Source organism: Anaeromonas frigoriresistens (genome assembly GCF_016820655.1).
GTDB lineage: Bacteria > Bacillota > Clostridia > Tissierellales > SIT17 > Anaeromonas > Anaeromonas frigoriresistens.
In genome coordinates, this window is sequence record NZ_WSFT01000036.1 from 142,624 (window position 1) to 163,820 (window position 21,197).

A 21,197-nucleotide genomic window follows, 5' to 3' on the forward strand; every position below is an offset into this window, starting at 1 on the left:
TAGACCGCATGGTCTAGACTGAATAGTCTATGAGGGGGTTTAATAATGTTTAAAGTTAATGATCTAACATTTAAGTATCCTAAGAATAAGGAAAATACAATAAAAGGAATCAGTTTTGAGATAAAAGAAGGGGAAATATTTGGTCTGCTAGGTCCTAGTGGTGTAGGTAAAAGTACTACTCAGAAGATACTGACTAAATTATTAAAGGATTATACTGGAGAGGTAACTTATAAAGAAAAGAGATTAAAAGAATATAATAAAGAGTTTTATCAAGAAATAGGAGTAGGGTTTGAGATGCCAGTTCACTTTTCTAAACTTACTGCAGAAGAAAATTTGAGTTTTTTTAAGAAATTATATAAATCACAAGCGGATACTGATGAATTATTAAAAAGAGTTGGACTATATGAAGATAAAGATAAAAAAGTTAATGAATTTTCTAAAGGTATGAAAACAAGACTTAATTTTGTAAGAGCATTAATAAATAATCCAAAGATATTATTTTTAGATGAACCTACTAATGGGCTTGATCCCAAGAATGCTAGAATTATAAAAAATATAATCAAGGAATTTAAGCAAGATGGGGGAACTGTTCTTTTGACATCCCATTTAATGAATGATGTGGATGAATTATGTGATAGGGTTGCTTTCATGGCTAATGGTAAAATAGCTGAGATTGATACCCCTAAAAATCTTAAGTTAAAGCATGGGCAAAGAAGAGTAGAAATAGAGTATGATGATAAAGAAGTAGTAAAAGACTCTTTTGATTTAGATAATTTAGGGGGAAATGATGAGTTTATCAATATAGTGAAGACTAAAAAAATAATTACAATTCATAGTAAGGAAACTACTCTTGATGATATATTTATTAAGGTAACAGGGGTGGTAAAACATGACTAATTTTAAACCACTATTAATTGGAGAGATTCAACGAATGAAGAAGTATAATATTCTAGGTGCAAGTTTAGTAGTTTCTCTGTTATGGATAGGAGTAATGTATTTTACCAAAATAGATGATGTAACTTCTTTATTTCCATTATTAGTATATTTTGAGGCTATCTCAATGTCGATGTTAATGATAGGAGTAACGATGTTTTTTGAAAAACAAGAAGGTGTTATCAAAACCTTGTTAGTATCTCCTATAAGTAAAACAGAATATATTATGGCTAAAACCTTTAGTAATATAGTATCAAACTTAATAACATTCTTTTTACTTTATGGTTATGCTAGAATATTTAAAGAGGTAGACATAAACATACTTTGGTTTACATTATCAATTATATTAATTGCATTTTTCCACTCCTTGATTGGGTTTATATTAACTTATTATTCAAAGGACTTTACTAATTTATTAATTGGGATGATGAAGTATATCTTTGTATTAATGATTCCGGTATCGTTACAAGATTTAGGATTTATAAAAAGTGAAGTATTTAATAAAGTATTATATATATTACCCACTAAAGCATCAATGATTTTATTAGAAGGATCTAGTGGTGGGGGAGTTGAAAAATGGAAAATATATTTTTCAATAGCATATCTTGTATTAGCATCTATATTAATATATATAGTGGTATCTAAAAAGTTCGATGAATTTGCTATAAAAGAAAGTGGGGTTTAATATGTTTAAAAATTTTATAGTAAGTGAATTTAAAAAATGGATTAGAGATTCAATTATGAAATTTCTTTTATTCTACCCTATAATTTTGGGACTAATAGGGCGATATGCTTTACCTATTATAGCTGAGAACAGTGGGTTTAGTATTGAAAGGTATGCAGATTTGATCTTAGTAATATTAACGTTATTCACTCCTCATATTTATGGGGCCTTAATAGGATTTTCTATACTAGATGATAGAGATGATAATATCCTTAGTTCTATTAAAGTAACACCTTTAGGGATCAATCAATTCTTATCCTTTAGAATAGCAATGGCCTTTGTGTTATGTTTTTTAGGTACGGTATTTGTTATGTGGTTTTCTGATGTAGGAGATATATCTATGATTAATATTATATCCTTAGCATTTTTAGCCTCTTTAGCTGCTCCTATGACAGGATTACTTATAAATTCTATTTCATCTAATAAAATAGAAGGGTTTGCAGTAGTGAAAGGCTCCGGAACTATATTAGCATTCCCAATAATAGCTCTGTTCTTTATAGATAAAAAAGAGTTCTTTTTTTCTTTTGCTCCTGGATTTTGGCCAGCTAAAGCTATAAGTAGTCTAATTCGAGGTGAAGAATTATTACAATTAAGTTATAGTCAATATTATCTAATTGGTCTAGTATATGTTATTATATTAAATATATTAGTTTATAATATATTCGTAAGAAAGACTCAACAAGATTAATATAGAGGTGAAATAGCTTGAGTGAAGATAAAGAAAAAAGTTTTGAAAGAAAAGAAGAACTAATAAATACTGCTATGAAAGAATTTGGAGAAAAGGGATATAGGAATGCTTCTCTAAATAATATTTTAAAAGAAGTTGGAATAAGTAAAGGGACATTCTATTATCATTTTAAAAATAAAGAGAGTTTGTATATATACCTTATAAATATGTTAGTTGATAGAAAGATCAAGTTTTTTGAATATAATATCCCTAAAGAAGCTTATGAGAAAGACTTATTTGAATTATTGAAAGTGTATACTATAGTGGGGATGAAATTTGCCAAAGAAAATCCTTATATAGCAAGTTTTTCTCAAACTTTAATGAGTAATAGAGATAGCGATATTAATAAAAAAGTAATGAATGACGTTGCAGGAGAAAGACAAGATTATATGGTAGTTCTTATAAACCGAGCTTATGATAGAGGAGAAATAAGAAACGACTTATCTAGAAATTTTGTAAGTAATTTAATAATTCACTTATTCGCTAATATATACGAATTAACGTCTATAGATAAAATAGAAGATTTTGAACCAGCTTTGGAAAATTTAATTAAGTTTTTAAAGAATGGTTTAGCTAAATAAATAGTTCATCACCTAGGTGATGAACTATTTATTTATGTTATAGTATAATTGAATTATATAGTGGACGGAGGGAGATAGAATGATAGAAAAGGGAAATGAACTTAATATGATTTATGAAACTCTAGTGAGAGTATCAAATGCTATAGTTAGTGTAATTAATGTTGACATCACAATAGTAGACAAGAGTCTAAATAGAATAGCCGGAACAGGAAGATATGTAGATAATATTGGAGAAAAATTAAATGAAAATTGTCTCTTTGCTTATGCTTTAGAAAAGGGAGAAAGTTTTATTATAGAAAACCCCAGATATCATGAAGCTTGTACTAGTTGTGAAAATAGATGTAACTGTAAAGAATGGGCTCAGGTATGTTGTCCTATAAAAGTTGATGATAAAATAGAAGGCATTATAGGATTAATAGCTTTTAATAAGGAACAGAAAAATATAATTAAGAATAATAAAGATAATCTATTGGAGTTTTTAAATAGAATGGCAGATTTGATATCTTCAAAGGTAAAGGAAAATAGAAAGAAAGAAGAAATTATACTTATGGCTGAAGAATTGGAGATATTACTAAATTCAATGGACACTGGAGTAGTATCTACAGACGATAGAGGTAAAATAAAGAGATATAATTCAATAGCTAAAGAAATGTTTAATATAGATGAAAATGATTTTATAGATGTAATAATACAAGATATTCCAATAGTGCATATGAAAAAAAGAAAATGTCAAATTCACAATAAAGAGTTTCAATATATAAATAATGGTAAGAAGTATAGAGCATTTTATAATGTGAAGCCTATAGTTATTGAAGGAGAGGTTACTGGTTATATATTTACTTTTAATAAAATGAAGGAAATACTGAAGGTGTTTAATGATTTATCCACTACTCATATGGTAACAACTTTTGATGACATAATTGGAAATAGTATTGAAATTGAAAAGGTAAAAGAATATGCACGCAATATATCTAAGGGAAATTCTACTGTGTTGATTCAAGGGGAAAGTGGAACTGGAAAGGAATTATTTGCTCGTTCAATACACTATCTAAGTGATAGACGAGATAAACCTTTTATAGCTATAAACTGTACGGCAATTCCGGAGAATTTAATTGAGAGTGAATTATTTGGATACGAAGAGGGAGCATTTACAGGAGCAAAAAAGGGTGGTAAATTGGGGAAATTTGAACTGGCTCATAAAGGAACTATCTTTTTAGATGAGATAGGAGATATGCCCTTGAACTTACAAACAAAGCTATTAAGAGTTCTTCAAGAAAATGTTATAGAAAGAGTAGGAGGAAGCAGTATCATTCCTGTGGATGTAAGAGTTATTACTGCATCAAATAAAATATTAGAAGAGAAGGTTCAGGATAAGGAGTTTAGAGAAGATCTGTTTTATAGATTAAATGTTATTCCAATAAATCTTCCTCCCTTAAGAGAAAGAATAGATGATATAGAAATACTATCAAATGATTTTCTTCAGAAATTTAATTATAAACTAAATCGTAATATAAAAAAGATAGATAAGTCGGTAATTAATCTTTTTAAAGGGTATAACTGGCCAGGAAATGTAAGAGAGCTTGAAAATGTAGTAGAATATGCAGTGAATATGTGTGCATCAGATACTATAGAGTTGACTAACCTTCCTAGAAAACTTAAAGAATCAACCACCTATACTAACAAACTAGAAAATAATAACATTATTCCCCTAAAAGATTTAGAGAAAGCAGAGATTAATAAAGCTTTGATTAAATTCGGTAGAGATAGTGATGGAATTAAACAAGCTGCCAATGAGTTAGGTATAAGTAGAGCAACTATGTATAGAAAAATAAAAACTTATGGTATATAGAAAGTCTCAAGTTGAGATAAAAATCTCAATATGAGACTTATTTTTTAGGGTTTTAGTCTCATATTGAGATTAACATGACTTGAATCCGCATAAATAGTTATGGCATGAATGTTGCAATAAATATTAATAAGAAATTAAATACTATAATTAGGGTGATTGTATGAAATTAGAAAATATGATTATTGATATTTTGAAAGATGAAGTTATACCTGCGATGGGATGTACTGAACCTGTAGCAGTAGCATATGCCTGCGGTAAGACTAAAGAAATTCATAATAATAAAGAAATAAATATGATAGAGATATTAGTTAGCCCTAATATATATAAAAATGGTTTAGGTGTAGGGGTCCCGAATACAGAAGAAGTTGGGTTAGATATAGCAGGAGCATTAGGCATAGTTATAGGTAATGGAGATAAAGGACTACAAATCCTTGGAGATGTTAATAAGGGACATGTGGATAAGGCTCATAGATTAATGGATAAAGATAAGTTTAAAGTTTCTATAAAAGATACAGATAAAAAGATATATATAGAAGTTAATATCAAGTCAGAAAGTCATCAAACTAAACTTATAATAGAAGACAAGCATAATGAAATAGTATACATTGAAAAGGGAAGAGATATTCTATATAAAAAAGAAAATAAGTTAGAAAATACCACTGGAAAAGATTTTAGCTATTTACAAAAACAAAGAATAAAGGATATTATAAAATCAATAGAAGATTTAGATGCTAAACGGTTAGACTTTTTATTGGATGGAATTTATATGAATGAAAAAATAGCTGCTGCTGGACTAAAGAAAAAACTAGGGATTGGAGTAGGCTATGATATGAAGCAATGGATAAACAAAGGAATATTATCTGATGACCTATTGAATAATGCGATGATGCTTACAGCGGCTGGAGCTGATGCTAGAATGTCTGGGATTAATATGCCAGTAATGAGTTCAAATGGAAGTGGAAATAATGGACTTACAGCAATACTTCCTATAGTTGCCTATAATAATAAATTTCCACAAAATGAAGAGAAGCTTATAAAGGGATTAGCTATAAGTCATATAATAAATTGCTATATAAAAAGCTATATTGGAAGACTCTCAGCACTATGTGGATGTGGTGTAGCTGCTGCTACTGGAGCAAGTGCAGCTATAACATGGATAATGGGGGGAGATTATAAACAGGTAGATGGAGCTATTAAGAATATGATAGCTAATATAAGTGGAATGATATGTGATGGAGCTAAAGGTAGTTGTGCATTAAAGGTCTCTACATCAGCATCTGTTGCTATTCAATCAGCTCTTTTAGCCATCAATAATACTATAACCTTTGAGAAAAATGGTATCATAGCAGAAACTGCTGAAGAAACTATTAAGAACTTAGCATGGATTAGTACAGAAGGAATGGTTAAAACAGATAGAGTTATATTAGATATAATGAAGAATATGGCATAGCTTTATCTTAAAAATAAAGGAGGAATTAATATGGAAAAAAACATAATATCAACAACGAAGGCACCAGCTGCTATAGGACCTTATTCCCAAGGTATAAAAGCAGGTAATATGGTATTTACATCAGGACAATTACCAATGGATCCTGAGACTGGTGAATTAATAACAAAGGATATAAAATCAGAAGCAAGACAATCTTTGAGTAATTTAAAAGCAGTTTTAGCAGAGGCTGGAGCTACATTAGAAGATGTAGTGAAGGTAACAGTATTTATAAAAGACATGAACCAATTTGGAGATATAAATGAAGTGTATGGAGAGTTTTTTAACACCCATAAACCAGCAAGAAGTTGCGTAGAAGTAGCAAGACTTCCTAAAGATGCAAATGTAGAGATAGAAGCAATAGCAATAGTATAAATATCAAAATAACCCTGACTTAAGGTCAGGGTTAACTTATTGCTTCCATAGGCTGAATACATTTGGAGAAGAATACTGTACTAATTCCATCGCCACGGTCATTTTCAAACATATGGAAGAGAGTATATCCGTAGTTTTGAAGTAATCTCATTTGAGGGAAATTGGAAGACCAAGTTCTTCTAACGATAAAGGGTAAAACCAACTCAAAAGGTAATTGTTCTTCTATAAATCTATTAAACCTAGAAGCTATTTTTTGACCTCTGTGTTCTGGGTGAACACATGCTATTTTAACATAATTACATGGTGTATATTGAGCAATTAGGTCTTCATAATAGTTGTGATAAAAAATTGAAAAACCTACTAGTTTATCTTTTGAAAAGGCTAGTATAAAATTTGATTTATCTGTAAATAATCCTTCGAAATATTTTGTAGGCCCTAAGGGGTTATTTTCTCTAGTGGATAGTGGAGGATAAAAATCTTTATCACACAAGCATAAAAGCTCCCACATGGTATCCTTAAAGGGTAAAATATCAAATAGATTGTTAATAAATTTTAAAGTTATCATTATTCACCTCGTCATATTATAATAAATTTTAGAGCTCCTAAATTTTAATTTAAATACAAATCTAAGAGTCTTAAAAAGATTATACAATATTATTTCTGAAATAACAATATATTAAATTAAATATTTAATATAATAAATTTTCTAACAATTTTCGACTAGTTATATCGAAATATGGCTATAGAGTTTGTGCCATTTTTCAATAGCTTCTTTCCCATATTTTACACCTTTTTCATAATCTTTAATTAAAGTTTTACTATCTGTAGTTAGCCTTGTGGTTTCAAAATCATTTGGTGGATTTATCTCTAACACATTTACTTCTTTTGGTGGGTTTCTCATAAAATCTAAAGATTTTTGATAAACATTAGCTCGTACTTTTATAGACCTAACAAGCTCTGGGTAATTTCTTAATAATAATTTACATAAAGGATATGATTTACTTATAGCCATGCTATAATCTACTGGTCTTGAACGAATTACCATTATATTTTTTGCTCCACGATTGTAGGCTTCTATAACTGGTATTGGATCTGCAATCCCTCCATCTGCATATTTTTTATTATCTATTTTTATATATTTTCTATATACCAAAGGTAATGCACTAGAAGCCTTTAATACATCATTAATATTATCTTTTCTAGGTTCAATATATTCGGCCTTGCCTGTTTCTATATTAGTAACCCCTATGAGATATTTTCCTTGGAATTCCATTATTTTATCGATGTTAATATCTAATTCTTTTAAAGAAATATCCCATAGCCAATCTAAATCTAATAGATCCCCTCCTTGAAGAAAACGTGTTAGATTTATAAACTCTGGCTTAGTAGAGTATTTAGTTATGACAGTCATATTTCGTCCTTTCATGTGAGCAAGGTAACCTGAGAGGTTAGTTGCTCCAGCAGACACTCCTATGCATAAACTAAAAGGATTAAATCCTTGAGATATAAAAGTATCTAATACTCCGGCGGCAAATATTCCCCTCATAGCGCCTCCTTCTACTACCAGGGCGCTTAAGTCATTACTTTCATAAGCTTTTCTTTTTCTCAAATAAATCACCCTAACTTAATATATTATCTCTTACATTTCTATTACATGTCTTAATACATTAATTACCTAATTTACAAAGAAATAATCAAACTATATTTTGAAGCTAAATTCATGCTATAATATTCTATGAAAAGGGGGACGAATTCTATGAATATAATAAGTTTTTTAAAACTTGTAGAAATTCAAACTAAAGTTGCAAGTCAGATTCCTTTCTTATTAGGAACAACCTATGCTTTATATAGGTACAACACTTTTGATTATAAAAATTTTATATTGTTATTTATTTCCTTGTTATCTTTTGATATGGCTACTACTGCTATAAATAATTATATTGATTATAAAAAAGCTATAAAAAAACATGGCTTTGGATATGAGACCCATAATGCAATAGTTAACTATAGGCTTAAAGAAAGTACGGTACAAATAACTATAGGAGTATTGATAACTATAGCCATATCATTTGGTATAGTATTATTCTTAAATACTAATCTAGTAATTTTATTCTTAGGAGTTTTATCTTTTCTAGTAGGGGTTTTATACTCCTTTGGGCCTATACCAATATCAAGAATGCCTTTAGGGGAAATTTTTTCTGGGATTTTTATGGGGTTTATTATATCTTTTATTTCTATATATATTCATATATATGATAAAGGTGTAGCTACAATATTATTACAAGGATCTAGTATTCATATTTCTTTTAATATGGTTGATATAGTAAATATATTTTTAGTATCATTACCGGCGGTAGTAGGAATAGCTAATATAATGTTAGCAAACAATATCTGTGATATAGATGATGATATACATAATAAAAGATATACTTTACCTATATATATTGGTAAAGAAAAAGCTTTAAACTTGTTCAAATACTTATACTATATATTATATATGGACATAATTGTATTGGTTCTTTTGAGGAGATTACCTTTAGTATCTTTATTGGTATTAATTACTTTTGTTCCAGTAAAGAAAAACATAGATAAATTTTTTCAAAAACAAACTAAAAAAGATACATTTATAATTGCAGTCAAAAATTTTGTATTGGTTAATATTATTAATATATTTTGCATAATAATTGGCTACATATTAACGGTTATCTTTGCTTGAGTATTTTCTAAAAGGGTAATAATAAGTTATTAATTATGGGGTATAATTCATTTATAATAAATATAGTGATATACGGGGGGGAGTATAATGAAAATAGGCTTTAGAAAACCTAGTCTGAAGAAGAGGATCTCATCAAGAACTAGTTTAAAAAGACAAATAGTCCATAGAAGAGGACTAAAGATGCCTAAAGGAACTGGCTGGATAAGAAATCCTAATAAAGCTGTTTATAATAAAGTGTACAATAAAACGAGCTTTGATATATTTAAAACCTTAAAGAAAATATTTAAGTAAAAGATCAAGGATATCCTTGATCTTTTACTTTTGTTATAATTAGAATATCAAATAGAATTGGGGGAGAAAAATTGATTAAATACTTTATGGAAGGATTTGCATTAGGACTAGCCTATGTAGCACCTATAGGTATGCAAAATATTTATGTAATAAATACAGCAATATCTAGAGGTAAGATAAAGGCTTATCAAGTGGCTTTTATAACTAGTTTTTTTGATATTACTTTAGCTCTGGCTAGTTTCTTTGGAATGGGAGCATTAATGGTGAAATATGAATTATTAAGAATGATAGTATTGTTGTTAGGGTCTGTAATGGTTACTTATATAGGAGTAGGACTCATTAGGAGTAAGCCAAATATGGAGAACAAGGTAGATGTTAACAAGACATTATATCAAGTGATTATAGCTTGTTTTATGGTGACTTGGATAAATCCTCAAGCTATAATAGATGGAACATTGTTATTGGGAGGCTTTAGAGCATCCTTACCGGAAAGTGCATCAGTGATATTCATAATAGGAGTAGCAGTAGCATCATTATCTTGGTTTATAGGGCTTACGACTGTAGTATCAATATTTAGAAAAAGTTTTAATTATAAAGTGATAAGGTGGATAAACATAGTCTGTGGAAGCGTAATCATTTATTATGGATTAAAACTTGGATATAGTTTTGTAAAAATAATCTAGTCAAAAAATATTATAGGAGGAATAGTATGGAGTTTATATTAGTGCTGATGATATTTCCAGCAATAATAATATTTTTATCAATGATAGCAACACTAATTACGAAGAAATTTTTTATATTACCAATAATTACTTTTATAACATTTTTAGTATTAACATATACAATATTTAATGACACTTTTTTGATTTGGGTAATAATATATACAGCATTATCACTGATAGTAAGTGTATCAACTCTTTTTATAATGAATAAAGAAAATAAGAATAAAGGAAAATAGGATAGAATTCTATGGAATATCAATATAAAAACTATACTATTGCATTCGAGATAATATATTCTAAAAGGAAAACCATGGAAATATCCATAAAACCTCCGGGTATTATCAAAGTAAAAGCTCCAAGAAGGTTATCAGAAGAACAGATAATACAATGGGTTAAGTCTAAATCTGAATGGATAGCTAAAAAAACAAGTGAATTCAAAGATATTGAGCATATGTTAAGAAAGAAAGAATATATAAATGGAGAAAAATTTATGTATTTAGGAGAAGAATATCCTCTCGAAATAATCATTGATAAATCCCTTGCAAAGTCAAAGGTAAAGAATCTTAATGATAAATTTTATATCCATACTTCTATTAGAGAAGAATATATTATGAATGATGCTATGGAACAATGGTATAGGGAAAGAACGGAAGAGATAATATTGGAGAAGATTAAATATTATGAAAAATACTTTAATGTAGTTCCCAATAAGATAAAAATTAAAGAACAGAAGAGAATATGGGGAAGTTGCAGTTCTAAAAAAAATCTTAATTTTAATTGGAGATTATCTATGGCTCCTATATCAGTAATTGAGTATATTGTAGTTCATGAAATGTGTCACCTAATACATATGAATCATTCTAAAAAATTTTGGAATTTAGTAGGAGATATAATGCCTAATTATAAAGAAAAAAGAGAATGGCTAAAAAAATATAGTGCAACAATTATGTTATAAAAACCTCCTAGGAGGTTTTTAATTTTTATTAAAGGAAAATTAACCTTATTTATAGAAATAGATAAATATGTAAATAAGGTTTTTTAGTCTGCCTCTATAATAAGTAACGAAAAGAATATTTAAGGTTTTTTATGTCCATCTACAATGGCACCTATTATAAGTCCTATGGACGTTCCCATTAAGAACCAAGATATATTAATGTTAATTAATAGGCTAACTAATATACCTAATCCTGTACCGATTATAATACCTAATGCAGTGAAGCTAAAACTAGATTTTTTCATTTATATCATTCCTTTATAATAAAGATATAGTATTGCTTCAATTATATCATAAGAATAGTGAAATAGATTTGGAGGGAATCTATGTGAAAAAGAAATCCATGATTTTTGTTGGTTTATTTTTAATTCTTATAATCATTCAATTTATATCATCCTATGAAATAATAGAAAAAATTCCTACCGGGAATAATAGAATAGACTATCTTGCTGATAAACATTTGAAGGAAGATACCTTTGACAGGCTTTGGGCTTACAAACATACAGGGGATATAAAAGACGTAAGGGGAGATACTTCAAATATCAAAAAGGTAGATGAAGTTAGAGGTTATTTTAATAATTTTAATTTAAAACAAGTTAGTAGAGAAAAGTATGGAGATAAGATAGATCATGGTTATCCTGAGTATAATATTAATCTGAAAAATGAGGCTAACTATGAGGGTATAAGTATAAGGATAATGGATAATCAGTATATAGAAGTAATAGTTGAGATATTTATAGAAGAATATAATAAAAAAGATAAAATTACTAAATATAGTAATGAACGAGAGCATCATTACTTTGAAATATTGGATGGTACAGTAGACTATAACTACTTAGATCAAATCATTAAAAGTATTCAATAGTAGTTAATTAATTTTCATATTTAAGGGTATATAAAATGTATCAATGTAATTCGTGAAAGTATAATAATAAAAAAGATATATCACAATATTCTATAAAAGAATTGAATCTGAGCTTAAATGGGCTCAGATTTTGTTTAATCTAATAAAATAAAGAAGGGAGAAAGTATATGGAGGCATTTATACAAGTTGCAATAGCTTTTTTAGGGATAGCTATTGTAGGAAGAATATCAAAGAAATTGAATAGTTTTTATCCTCCTTTTTATATAGTTGCAGGTATTATTTTAGGCCCATTTGGTTTGGGGTTGGTGAAAAACAAAGAGATAATTGAAGTCTTTGCTGATTTAGGAGTTATATTTTTGTTATTTTATTTTGGATTTAAATTTTCTTTTGATAAGCTGATAAATAACAAGAAATATTTTGGTACAGCAGGAATAATAGACTTTATTATAAATTTTAGTATAGGATTAGTTATTGGGAAGTTAATGGGACTAGATTTAATTTTAACAATTGCCGTAGCTGGACTTATTTATATGAGTAGCTCTGGGATCATTACTAAAACGTTAATTCAATTAGAGGCAATAGATGACCCAGAAGGAGAATTAATAATGGGAATAATGATAATTGAAGATCTAGTAATGGTTTTCTTTTTAGTTTTTGTAAGTTCTCTAATAGGATTTCAAGGAGAAATAGAACTGTTGAGTTTAGGTTTCAACATATTAATAGCTTTAGTATTTTGTGCTATCTTGATAATTGTTGGATATAAATATTCTCGTTTTTTAGAAAAACTTTTAGATGTAGATTCAAAAGAGATGAGATTACTTACTTTCTTAGCGATAGTACTTATAGTAGCTACTATAGGAATGAAACTAGGAGTTTCAGAGGCCTTGGGAGCATTCTTCTTGGGAATGGCTTTTTCTAGAACCAAAAATAAGGAAGAGGTAAAAAAGCTCACTTTAACATTTAGAGATATATTTGGTAGTTTCTTTTTTTTCTTTTTTGGAATGGAGTTTCAACTTAATAATCTAGGATTAAATACTAGTATAGTTTTAATTTCAATTATATTGGCTATAGTAGGTAAATTAATATCTTCTTATATTATATCTAAATTACTACAATGCCCTGCAAAGAAAGGTTTGTTTATGGGGTTAGTAATTGTATCTAGAGGGGAATTCTCATTACTCATTGCTGGAATGCTTTCTATGAGTGGGATTGATTTTAATACTTTTTCAATCATATTAATATTATCCACATCTTTTTTTAGTACTATTTCTTTTAAAATAATAGATTATTTATGTGATAAAAAAGGTATTTGTATAATTCCAAAGGAGTATATCAAATTTAATTAAGTAAGTTATTAATAATAACTTACTTTGTTTTTCCCTTGGTCTTTAGACATGTATAAGGCTTTATCTGCTCTATTAATTAATTCCTTTGGAGTGCTTGTACTACGATTTTTCATAGTAGTCACACCTATACTGATAGTAACATATTCCGATACCTGTGAAGAACTATGAGGAATTTTAAGATCAGATATTCTCAATCTAATTTCCTCGGCAATATGCATAGCTCCGTTTTTATCAGTAGAAGGTAAAATTATAGCAAATTCTTCACCACCATATCTAGCTGCTAAATCTCCTGGTCTTCTTATAGCAGAAGATAATGTTTTAGCAACTTTTTTTAAACATTCATCACCGGCTAGATGACCATATGTATCATTATATAATTTGAAGTTATCTATATCTAACATAATAAGTGATAATGAAGATGACATTCTTAAAGATCTATTCCATTCTCTTTCTAAAGTTACATCAAAAGTTCTTCTGTTAGGGATTCCTGTAAGTCCATCTATTCTAGATAATTCTTTTAACTTTTTTTCTATTAATTTTTTATTAGTAACATCCCTAAGATTCCAAAATTGACCCATATATTCATCATCAATAAAGATAGGTATGAAATCCCTTTCTAGTATTTTTCCATTATTTAAATGTAATTCTTCATTAAGGATTATTTTTTTATTCTCAACCAATGTATTTATATCATTTATATAATAATCTTTTTTTAGTTTATTATTAGTACTTCTTGCAAATACAATAGACTCAGTACCTATTAAGTCTTCTGGATTTATATCTAATTCAAATATATTTAGAAACTTTTGATTTACTAAGATTAGCTTTCTATTGATATCTTCAAAGACAATTCCTGAATTTAGATTTTTTATTAAACTATTTAACTGAGAAGACTTAAATTTTACTTCCTTTAAGTTATCGATATATTTATAGATATAGTCGGCTGTCAAATGTATTAATAGGCCAGCAATAATAGAGATAAAAAACTGAAGGGGATATATATTAAATACTACTTCCCAATTATTGACGTTTATAGAAAGGGGTACAAAGATAATCAATAAAGATGTTATATTCATATAATTTATTTTGATAAAAGTATTTGTTTTAGATTTAGAAATTAGTATTGCTACTAATCCTAATACAATCATAAATATAGATGAGATAAAAGATGTTGTAGTAAATCCAAATAGTAACAATCTACCTAATGATATTATGATGGTAGATATAAAAGCAGATGTTGACCCTATATATATTGCAGGTATTAGGATGGCTAAATGCCTCAAGTCCATTATGGAATTATTAACTAAAGGTATTGAAAAATGCATAAGTACAATACCTAATAAGCCATAAATAATCCCTAAATAAATTGATTTTTTACAACTTCCAATGGTATTTTTACTTTCGAACTTGAAATCTATTATAGATGAAAAGAATAAAAACGAAACTATTGATACTATATTAGTAAAAAAACTATCAATCAATTAGATCCCTCCGAATCAAATAACTCTGTTACTATTATATCAAAGGTAGAAGTGTTTGTATCGTAAATAAAATATAAATAGCGACTAATTTCCTATTGAAAAAAACTATTTTTCATTGAGATATTAATTTTAGTTAAACAAGTATGACTTATGTATGTCATACTTTTGGTATAATTATAGTAAGAGGTGATAAAAGGTGTATAGATTAATAGCTATAACAGGAGCTGGTATATCTAAGGCTAGCAATATACCAACTTTTATTGAAAAGGGGGATTTAAGAGACAAATTAAGTAGAGAATATTTCAATAAAAGTCCAAAAAAATTTTATCAAGCATTGACAGAAATGAAGAAGGCTATCGATATAGCTAAACCTAATGATGGACATAAAGCATTAGCTGAATATAATATTCCTATAATTACTATGAACATTGATGGTCTTCATGGAAAAGCAGGGAGTAAAAATGTATTAGAAGTTCATGGGAATTTAGATTTTGTTTATTGTAGAAAATGTAATATAAAGTATCAATTTAATCAAATATTCAAGGAAATAGTATGTGAGAAATGCAACGAAGTATTAGATACTAATGTAGTTCTATATGGAGATAGTATAAGAGACTATGATAAGGCTATAGACTTGGTACTATCTAGTAATAGAGTCTTGGTGATAGGAACTAGTTTTTATACATCAACTGTGAATTATTTAGTATCAGTTGCAAAGTCAAAACAAATCCCTATAGATATAATTAATGAATTGGCTGAAACTGAAGTAAGAAAATATCTAGAAAAGAAATTGTAATATAAAAAATATTGGATAATAATAAAAGAGATATAAACCTAGGTTTATATCTCTTTTATTATTATGGCTTGACTACCCATTTGCTCCCATGCCTTCTTAAAATTTTTAATATCATATTTACTTTCTTTATAATTTTCTAAAGGATCATTGAAATATATATAGTCATCATCATAACCTATCAATACTACAGAATGTTCTCTCATAGTTATATTTAGAGGTCCACTAGGTGTAATCCATAATTCCCAATGTTCATTTGAGAGTTCTTTAAATGTATCATTTGTAATAATCCAAATTGGAGTATTGTTTGATAGATATTTGAGAATTATATCAAAATTTTTTCTAGTAATATTTATAGCTCTATTATTTGAATACTTATTCGCCAGGTCTAATATAGCTGGATAATATACACCTAACCCGGGATTATCGAAAGAATACATATCACCTACAAATCCTTTGTAGGGATTACCAAAATATACTTTCCCATTCTCTTTTTTATAGGGAGTTTTATCTCTCTTTATTTCTTTTGCTAGAGTTAACTTATCGATATCTACTTCATAATAATTCAAAAGCATAGCCAAGCTAGTAACTTCACAGCCCCTAGGTAACTCAGGCATTTGAGATATAAATGGAACATTGATTATTTTTTTCATTACACTCACCCTTTATGTTCATATATATTTTTAAAATTATATTATAAGAAGAATAAATTTGATAAATACTAAAGAAAAGCATATGGAGGTCACTATGAAAAAGCTTATAATTATTATATCAGTAATTGTACTAATATCTATAATATATTTTTCTATGATGAAAGAAGAAAACTCAGTAAAGAATCCTGATTTTGATAAAGTGTTAAGGGTGATAGAATCAGAAATTTATAAGGATCTTAATAGAGTGGAAGATAGAGAACAGTATATAAATAGAATTATACAGATGAAAGGAACGGTAGAAGAGGTTGATACGCTAAACAAACAATTAATATTTGAAGCTGTAGAAGGAAGGATAATAGTTATACTACAAAAGGATCAAGATATCAATGGAATAATGGAAGAGGATCAGATTGTAGTCAGAGGAATAGGCATAATAGATGAAGAGGATATAAAGACTCTTCGATTGGTTACAAGTATAATAGTGAATAATTAATAAGTATTATAAAAATATAATGATATATCTATTGTGGTATAATTATATTGAAAGATATTAATTGAACTTGATAAAATTATAAAATATGATAGATAAATGATCAATAGTAAATTAAAAGGGGTGAAAATATGGGAGACGTATTTTTTAAAAATATCCAAGAAAATCCGGTAATTGCTGCAGTGAACAATTCTGAAAATCTGAAGAAAGCTATAGAGTCCCCATCTAATATAATATTTCTTTTAACGGGTAATATATTCAATTTATCCTCTATGGTAAATGAAATAAAAAGAAATAATATGGAAGTGTATGTACATATTGATTTAATAGAAGGTTTTTCTAAAGATACTGTAGCTTTAGATTATATAAATAAGAATATTAAACCAAATGGAATAATAACTACTAAAAGCAATTTGATAAGATATGCTAAAAATATAGGAGTTTTTGCTATACAAAGATTGTTTTTAATAGACTCATTATCACTAGAAACAGGTGTGAACTCAATTAAGGCTATTCGACCGGATGCAGTTGAAATACTTCCTGGTGTAATGCCTAAAATTACTAAGATAATTCATGAAAAAACTAGCATACCTATAATTACAGGAGGATTAATCTTAGATAAGAACGATGTGATAGAGAGCTTAAAGGCTGGAGCTATTGGTATATCTACTAGTAAGGAAGATATTTGGTATATGTAGAACACTAAGAATGTAGACTATCTCTAGAGTATTGAATAATAAGTATAGATTTAATGTGTTATGACAATACTTATTAAAAAATCATTCTAGGGGGAATACAATGAGAATACCTAATCATATAGGAATAATACCAGATGGAAATAGAAGATGGGCAGTTGATCAAGGACTTACAAAGGATAAAGGATATACCCATGGATTAGATCCAGGATTAGAATTATATAAACTATGTAAGGAAACTGGAGTTAAAGAGGTAACCTACTATGGATTCACTATGGATAATACCAAAAGACCTTCAAAACAAACTAAAGCCTTTCAAAAGGCTTGTGTAGACGCAGTAAAAATGTTACTAAAAGAAAATGCAAAACTATTAGTTATAGGAAACAGTGATTCGCCAATGTTTCCTGAAGAATTATTAGAATATACTACTAGAAGAACTATTGGCGAAGGTGGTATAAAAGTTAACTTTTTAGTTAATTATGGGTGGCAATGGGATTTAAAGAGTATTATTGAGAGTCAAGAGGAAAAGAATATACATAGTAGAATAAAATCTAATGATGTATCCAGAGTAGATTTAATAATTAGGTGGGGTGGAAGAAGGCGGTTGAGTGGATTTTTACCTATTCAGTCGGTATATTCGGACTTTTATGTAATTGAAGAATATTGGCCAGATTTTAAAAGTGACCATTTTAATCAGGCCCTTAGCTGGTATGATAAACAAGATATAACCTTGGGTGGATAAGAATCTAGAATTTACTAGGTTCTTATTTTTTTAATACATATTGACACATATCTATATGTATATTATATTATATATAGATGGATATCTATGTGATGAGGAAGGGGATTTATATGGAAGAAGAAATAAAAATTTTTAAAGCTTTATCAGATAAAAATAGATTGCTTATACTAGATATGTTATCCTGTGGTGAATTATGTGCTTGTGATATTATAGAGGGACTTAATTTAACTCAGCCTACTGTATCACATCACATGAAGATATTACAAGAATCTAATTTAGTTAATGGAGTTAAGCAAGGTAAGTGGACTATATATTCTATAAATAAAGATAATGTAAAGAGATTAACTTCTTTTATAGATGAATTAACATCATACAAAGATAAATGTATATGTAATAGAGTAAAAAGCAGTTGTGATATAGAAGACTAAAAGAAGGGGTGCTTTTTATGAAGATTACTATAGAAAATGATGCATTAAAATTTATTAAAGACAAAGGTGGATTTGCCACTATAAGACACAGTCAGAAAGGTTGATGTCATACTGGCTCAGTAGATGTACCCACTATACATTTAGGGGAGCCAAAGAGTAGTCTGGAAGACTATATAAAGAAGGAAGAAAAGGGAGTAATTATATACATTATTAAAAATATAAAATTATCTAATAATGAAATAAAGATAAGTCTATCTAAGCTTTTTAAATGGAAGAAACTTAGTATAGAAGGGGCGTTAGTAAATAAATAATTAGGAGGGATATTATGTCAGAGAATAAAAATGGAGGATTAGATTTTTTTAGTAGATACTTAACAGTATGGGTAGCAGCATGTATTGTTATAGGAGTATTAGTTGGTCAATTCATTCCTGCAGCACCAGAATTTTTAAGTAAATTCGAATATGCAAAGGTGTCAATTCCAGTAGCTATATTAATATGGCTTATGATATATCCAATGATGCTAAAAATTGATTTTTCTAGTATAGTAGAAGCTACCAAAAAACCAAAGGGATTAATAATAACATCAGTAACTAATTGGTTAATAAAACCCTTTACTATGTATTTAATAGCTGCATTTTTCTTGAAAGTAGTTTTTAAATCATTAATACCTGTAGATTTAGCATCAGAATATTTAGCAGGGGCTATATTGCTAGGAGCTGCTCCTTGTACTGCCATGGTTTTTGTATGGAGTCATTTAACTGATGGAGATCCTGCATACACTTTAGTTCAAGTAGCAGTAAATGATTTGATATTACTTGTAGCATTCACACCAATAGTTGCCTTTTTATTAGGTGTTAGTGATGTAGTTGTACCTTATGATACTCTATTCTTATCAGTAATATTATTTGTGGTGATTCCACTATTAGCAGGATATTTATCAAGAAAATATATAATAAAGAGTAAAGGCTTAGATTACTTTGAAAATGTATTTCTAAAGAAATTTGATAATGTTACTATTATAGGTTTATTATTAACATTAGTAATAATATTCTCTTTCCAAGGAGAAGTGATAATTAATAATCCTTTACACATTATATTAATAGCAATTCCTTTAATAATTCAGACTTTTCTTATATTTGGGATCGCCTATGGATGGGCTAAAGCATGGAAATTACCTCATAATATCGCTGCACCAGGGTCTATGATAGGAGCAAGTAATTTCTTTGAACTAGCAGTTGCGGTAGCTATCTCACTATTTGGGTTACAATCAGGAGCTGCTTTAGCCACAGTAGTAGGGGTCCTGGTAGAAGTACCATTGATGCTTACATTAGTTAAAATAGCAAATAAAACTAGACATTGGTTTTAAATAAGATAAAGTTATTAGGAGGAAAATATATGAAAAAGAAAGTAGCATTTGTATGTGTTCATAATTCCTGTAGATCACAAATGGCTGAAGGATGGGCAAAAAAAATAGGTAGTGATGTTATAGAGGCTTATTCAGCAGGAACAGAAGAATATCCAGAAGTAAAACCTAAAGCTGTTGAGGTAATGGAAGAAGCAGGAGTAGATATGAGTAGCCATCATCCAAAGTTATTATCTGATATTCCTGAAGAAATTGATATTTTAATTACTATGGGATGTAATGTAGTTTGTCCTTATGTACCTAATAGTCATAGTGAAGATTGGGGATTAGAAGATCCTTCTGGGGGACCTATTGAAGGATTTAAAGAAACTAGGGATATAATCAAAGAGAAGGTAGAAGATTTAATTAAGAGAATAGAAAAAGAAGAATTATAATATAAGAGCCTTCGGGCTCTTTTTTATTGTCTAGGAAGGTTAACTTAATAGAATCTCTAAACTATTGTTAATACTAAATTTTAATACTGAAGGAAATATTAGAAGATAATAAAAAAGAGGGGGTGTGGGGGATGAAATCCCCTGCCGTATTAGGGGGATGCTCAGGTGCACGTACTATGCACCGTCGAAAGGGACCTAGGGTCCCTTATGAGTAGAGAACCCAAATCTCTGATTTGGTGTGAATCACTTAGTTTCTTCATCAGCGAAGCGGACATGTTTCAAGTCCGCCTTTTTTATTGCTAAAAATTATCAAGAATAGAAAAAAGTTTGATGATTTTTAGCATACATAACTTTATAATATGTAAAAATGGACTGAAAATAGAGATTCATCAGCTTTGGCATATCCCTTGCAATATTGAATAATAAATAAAAAAATATGGAGGTGAATCTTAGGAATATTTAGTTTGGACAATACATATGTATTAATAGATAGGTTGTCCAAGGGGATG

Annotated in this window: 26 protein-coding genes and 1 pseudogene; 22 read left to right on the forward strand and 5 right to left on the reverse strand. The window is 28.6% G+C overall.

The window, feature by feature from the left end:
• Positions 1-45 precede the first annotated feature (45 nt).
• From GOQ27_RS09175 to GOQ27_RS09205, 7 genes are all read left to right on the forward strand, one after another.
• The gene (locus GOQ27_RS09175) at positions 46-897 is read left to right on the forward strand and encodes an ABC transporter ATP-binding protein (protein WP_203366554.1); all 852 of its coding nucleotides are present in this window, start codon (positions 46-48) and stop codon (positions 895-897) included.
• Positions 890-1,618 (forward strand): ABC transporter permease, encoded by a 729-nt coding sequence (locus GOQ27_RS09180; RefSeq protein ID WP_203366555.1) that lies wholly within the window; start codon positions 890-892, stop codon positions 1,616-1,618. Before GOQ27_RS09175 ends, GOQ27_RS09180 begins: the two co-directional genes overlap by 8 nt.
• Position 1,619: 1 nt before the next feature.
• The gene (locus GOQ27_RS09185) at positions 1,620-2,345 is read left to right on the forward strand and encodes an ABC transporter permease (protein WP_203366556.1); all 726 of its coding nucleotides are present in this window, start codon (positions 1,620-1,622) and stop codon (positions 2,343-2,345) included.
• A gap of 17 nt (positions 2,346-2,362) precedes the next feature.
• The gene (locus GOQ27_RS09190; protein ID WP_203366557.1) at positions 2,363-2,965 is read left to right on the forward strand and encodes a TetR/AcrR family transcriptional regulator; all 603 of its coding nucleotides are present in this window, start codon (positions 2,363-2,365) and stop codon (positions 2,963-2,965) included.
• Between the two features lie 79 nt (positions 2,966-3,044).
• A complete protein-coding gene (locus tag GOQ27_RS09195; RefSeq protein WP_252187790.1) occupies positions 3,045-4,814 on the forward strand; it encodes a sigma-54-dependent Fis family transcriptional regulator in 1,770 nt (589 codons plus the stop codon).
• Between the two features lie 160 nt (positions 4,815-4,974).
• Entirely contained in the window at positions 4,975-6,264 is a 1,290-nt protein-coding gene (locus GOQ27_RS09200; RefSeq protein ID WP_203366558.1) for an L-cysteine desulfidase family protein, read from the forward strand.
• 30 nt (positions 6,265-6,294) lie between these two features.
• The gene (locus tag GOQ27_RS09205; RefSeq protein ID WP_203366559.1) at positions 6,295-6,675 is read left to right on the forward strand and encodes a RidA family protein; all 381 of its coding nucleotides are present in this window, start codon (positions 6,295-6,297) and stop codon (positions 6,673-6,675) included.
• A 31-nt stretch (positions 6,676-6,706) separates the two neighbouring features.
• Here the strand turns inward: GOQ27_RS09205 and GOQ27_RS09210 are convergent, their stop codons facing one another.
• Together GOQ27_RS09210 and GOQ27_RS09215 are read right to left on the reverse strand one after the other, a co-directional pair.
• Complete coding sequence (locus GOQ27_RS09210; protein WP_203366560.1) at positions 6,707-7,240, reverse strand: GNAT family N-acetyltransferase; 534 nt, start codon at positions 7,238-7,240, stop codon at positions 6,707-6,709.
• Positions 7,241-7,399: 159 nt separating this feature from the next.
• Positions 7,400-8,284 carry a patatin-like phospholipase family protein gene (locus GOQ27_RS09215; protein ID WP_203366561.1) on the reverse strand — a complete coding sequence of 295 codons (885 nt, stop codon included), beginning with the start codon at positions 8,282-8,284 and terminating at the stop codon, positions 7,400-7,402.
• 147 nt (positions 8,285-8,431) lie between these two features.
• On the opposite strand from GOQ27_RS09215, the gene menA reads away from it, so the two are divergent.
• From menA to GOQ27_RS09240, 5 genes are all read left to right on the forward strand, one after another.
• The gene (gene menA / locus GOQ27_RS09220) at positions 8,432-9,391 is read left to right on the forward strand and encodes a 1,4-dihydroxy-2-naphthoate polyprenyltransferase (protein ID WP_203366562.1); all 960 of its coding nucleotides are present in this window, start codon (positions 8,432-8,434) and stop codon (positions 9,389-9,391) included.
• 87 nt (positions 9,392-9,478) lie between these two features.
• Positions 9,479-9,682: a hypothetical protein gene (locus GOQ27_RS09225; protein ID WP_203366563.1), complete on the forward strand. Its 204-nt coding sequence runs from the start codon at positions 9,479-9,481 to the stop codon at positions 9,680-9,682.
• Between the two features lie 71 nt (positions 9,683-9,753).
• Positions 9,754-10,365 carry a LysE/ArgO family amino acid transporter gene (locus GOQ27_RS09230; protein WP_203366564.1) on the forward strand — a complete coding sequence of 204 codons (612 nt, stop codon included), beginning with the start codon at positions 9,754-9,756 and terminating at the stop codon, positions 10,363-10,365.
• 26 nt (positions 10,366-10,391) lie between these two features.
• Entirely contained in the window at positions 10,392-10,640 is a 249-nt protein-coding gene (locus GOQ27_RS09235; RefSeq protein WP_203366565.1) for a DUF2651 family protein, read from the forward strand.
• Positions 10,641-10,651: 11 nt separating this feature from the next.
• Entirely contained in the window at positions 10,652-11,359 is a 708-nt protein-coding gene (locus GOQ27_RS09240) for a M48 family metallopeptidase (RefSeq protein ID WP_203366566.1), read from the forward strand.
• Positions 11,360-11,478: 119 nt separating this feature from the next.
• Here GOQ27_RS09240 and GOQ27_RS09245 read toward each other — a convergent pair whose 3' ends face one another.
• Positions 11,479-11,643, reverse strand: coding sequence for a hypothetical protein (locus tag GOQ27_RS09245; RefSeq protein ID WP_203366567.1), 165 nt, complete (start codon positions 11,641-11,643; stop codon positions 11,479-11,481).
• Positions 11,644-11,726: 83 nt separating this feature from the next.
• Here GOQ27_RS09245 and GOQ27_RS09250 point away from each other — a divergent pair, with 83 nt between their 5' ends.
• Both GOQ27_RS09250 and GOQ27_RS09255 read left to right on the forward strand, forming a co-directional pair.
• Complete coding sequence (locus tag GOQ27_RS09250; RefSeq protein WP_203366568.1) at positions 11,727-12,263, forward strand: hypothetical protein; 537 nt, start codon at positions 11,727-11,729, stop codon at positions 12,261-12,263.
• A 167-nt stretch (positions 12,264-12,430) separates the two neighbouring features.
• A complete protein-coding gene (locus GOQ27_RS09255; protein WP_203366569.1) occupies positions 12,431-13,609 on the forward strand; it encodes a cation:proton antiporter in 1,179 nt (392 codons plus the stop codon).
• 8 nt (positions 13,610-13,617) lie between these two features.
• Here the strand turns inward: GOQ27_RS09255 and GOQ27_RS09260 are convergent, their stop codons facing one another.
• Positions 13,618-15,090 (reverse strand): GGDEF domain-containing protein, encoded by a 1,473-nt coding sequence (locus tag GOQ27_RS09260; RefSeq protein WP_203366570.1) that lies wholly within the window; start codon positions 15,088-15,090, stop codon positions 13,618-13,620.
• 196 nt (positions 15,091-15,286) lie between these two features.
• On the opposite strand from GOQ27_RS09260, the gene GOQ27_RS09265 reads away from it, so the two are divergent.
• Positions 15,287-15,886 (forward strand): SIR2 family NAD-dependent protein deacylase, encoded by a 600-nt coding sequence (locus GOQ27_RS09265; RefSeq protein ID WP_203366571.1) that lies wholly within the window; start codon positions 15,287-15,289, stop codon positions 15,884-15,886.
• Positions 15,887-15,930: 44 nt separating this feature from the next.
• Here the strand turns inward: GOQ27_RS09265 and GOQ27_RS09270 are convergent, their stop codons facing one another.
• Positions 15,931-16,536, reverse strand: a complete 606-nt coding sequence (locus GOQ27_RS09270; RefSeq protein WP_203366572.1) for a C39 family peptidase — start codon at positions 16,534-16,536, stop codon at positions 15,931-15,933.
• A gap of 94 nt (positions 16,537-16,630) precedes the next feature.
• Here GOQ27_RS09270 and GOQ27_RS09275 point away from each other — a divergent pair, with 94 nt between their 5' ends.
• The 7 genes and pseudogenes from GOQ27_RS09275 to GOQ27_RS09300 all read left to right on the forward strand — a co-directional run bounded on the left by GOQ27_RS09275 (position 16,631) and on the right by GOQ27_RS09300 (position 20,688).
• Positions 16,631-17,029, forward strand: coding sequence for a hypothetical protein (locus tag GOQ27_RS09275; protein ID WP_203366573.1), 399 nt, complete (start codon positions 16,631-16,633; stop codon positions 17,027-17,029).
• A gap of 128 nt (positions 17,030-17,157) precedes the next feature.
• Positions 17,158-17,724: a glycerol-3-phosphate responsive antiterminator gene (locus tag GOQ27_RS09280; RefSeq protein WP_203366574.1), complete on the forward strand. Its 567-nt coding sequence runs from the start codon at positions 17,158-17,160 to the stop codon at positions 17,722-17,724.
• 100 nt (positions 17,725-17,824) lie between these two features.
• Positions 17,825-18,463 (forward strand): polyprenyl diphosphate synthase, encoded by a 639-nt coding sequence (uppS, locus tag GOQ27_RS09285; protein ID WP_203366575.1) that lies wholly within the window; start codon positions 17,825-17,827, stop codon positions 18,461-18,463.
• 110 nt (positions 18,464-18,573) lie between these two features.
• Positions 18,574-18,891, forward strand: a complete 318-nt coding sequence (locus GOQ27_RS09290) for an ArsR/SmtB family transcription factor (protein ID WP_203366576.1) — start codon at positions 18,574-18,576, stop codon at positions 18,889-18,891.
• Between the two features lie 116 nt (positions 18,892-19,007).
• Positions 19,008-19,202: pseudogene (locus tag GOQ27_RS17495) on the forward strand (CC/Se motif family (seleno)protein); the annotation flags it as partial.
• Positions 19,203-19,216: 14 nt separating this feature from the next.
• Positions 19,217-20,257 (forward strand): ACR3 family arsenite efflux transporter, encoded by a 1,041-nt coding sequence (gene arsB / locus GOQ27_RS09295; RefSeq protein WP_203366577.1) that lies wholly within the window; start codon positions 19,217-19,219, stop codon positions 20,255-20,257.
• A gap of 29 nt (positions 20,258-20,286) precedes the next feature.
• A complete protein-coding gene (locus GOQ27_RS09300; protein ID WP_203366578.1) occupies positions 20,287-20,688 on the forward strand; it encodes an arsenate reductase ArsC in 402 nt (133 codons plus the stop codon).
• Positions 20,689-21,197 lie beyond the last annotated feature (509 nt).

Coding starts and splice junctions, on each gene's coding strand:
- GOQ27_RS09175 (WP_203366554.1), top strand. CDS start 46: ATGTTTAAAGTTAATGATCTAACATTTAAGTATCCTAAGAATAAGGAA.
- GOQ27_RS09180 (WP_203366555.1), top strand. CDS start 890: ATGACTAATTTTAAACCACTATTAATTGGAGAGATTCAACGAATGAAG.
- GOQ27_RS09185 (WP_203366556.1), top strand. CDS start 1,620: ATGTTTAAAAATTTTATAGTAAGTGAATTTAAAAAATGGATTAGAGAT.
- GOQ27_RS09195 (WP_252187790.1), top strand. CDS start 3,045: ATGATAGAAAAGGGAAATGAACTTAATATGATTTATGAAACTCTAGTG.
- GOQ27_RS09200 (WP_203366558.1), top strand. CDS start 4,975: ATGAAATTAGAAAATATGATTATTGATATTTTGAAAGATGAAGTTATA.
- GOQ27_RS09205 (WP_203366559.1), top strand. CDS start 6,295: ATGGAAAAAAACATAATATCAACAACGAAGGCACCAGCTGCTATAGGA.
- GOQ27_RS09210 (WP_203366560.1), bottom strand. CDS start 7,240: ATGATAACTTTAAAATTTATTAACAATCTATTTGATATTTTACCCTTT.
- menA (WP_203366562.1), top strand. CDS start 8,432: ATGAATATAATAAGTTTTTTAAAACTTGTAGAAATTCAAACTAAAGTT.
- GOQ27_RS09225 (WP_203366563.1), top strand. CDS start 9,479: ATGAAAATAGGCTTTAGAAAACCTAGTCTGAAGAAGAGGATCTCATCA.
- GOQ27_RS09235 (WP_203366565.1), top strand. CDS start 10,392: ATGGAGTTTATATTAGTGCTGATGATATTTCCAGCAATAATAATATTT.
- GOQ27_RS09240 (WP_203366566.1), top strand. CDS start 10,652: ATGGAATATCAATATAAAAACTATACTATTGCATTCGAGATAATATAT.
- GOQ27_RS09245 (WP_203366567.1), bottom strand. CDS start 11,643: ATGAAAAAATCTAGTTTTAGCTTCACTGCATTAGGTATTATAATCGGT.
- GOQ27_RS09255 (WP_203366569.1), top strand. CDS start 12,431: ATGGAGGCATTTATACAAGTTGCAATAGCTTTTTTAGGGATAGCTATT.
- GOQ27_RS09270 (WP_203366572.1), bottom strand. CDS start 16,536: ATGAAAAAAATAATCAATGTTCCATTTATATCTCAAATGCCTGAGTTA.
- GOQ27_RS09275 (WP_203366573.1), top strand. CDS start 16,631: ATGAAAAAGCTTATAATTATTATATCAGTAATTGTACTAATATCTATA.
- GOQ27_RS09280 (WP_203366574.1), top strand. CDS start 17,158: ATGGGAGACGTATTTTTTAAAAATATCCAAGAAAATCCGGTAATTGCT.
- uppS (WP_203366575.1), top strand. CDS start 17,825: ATGAGAATACCTAATCATATAGGAATAATACCAGATGGAAATAGAAGA.
- GOQ27_RS09290 (WP_203366576.1), top strand. CDS start 18,574: ATGGAAGAAGAAATAAAAATTTTTAAAGCTTTATCAGATAAAAATAGA.
- arsB (WP_203366577.1), top strand. CDS start 19,217: ATGTCAGAGAATAAAAATGGAGGATTAGATTTTTTTAGTAGATACTTA.
- GOQ27_RS09300 (WP_203366578.1), top strand. CDS start 20,287: ATGAAAAAGAAAGTAGCATTTGTATGTGTTCATAATTCCTGTAGATCA.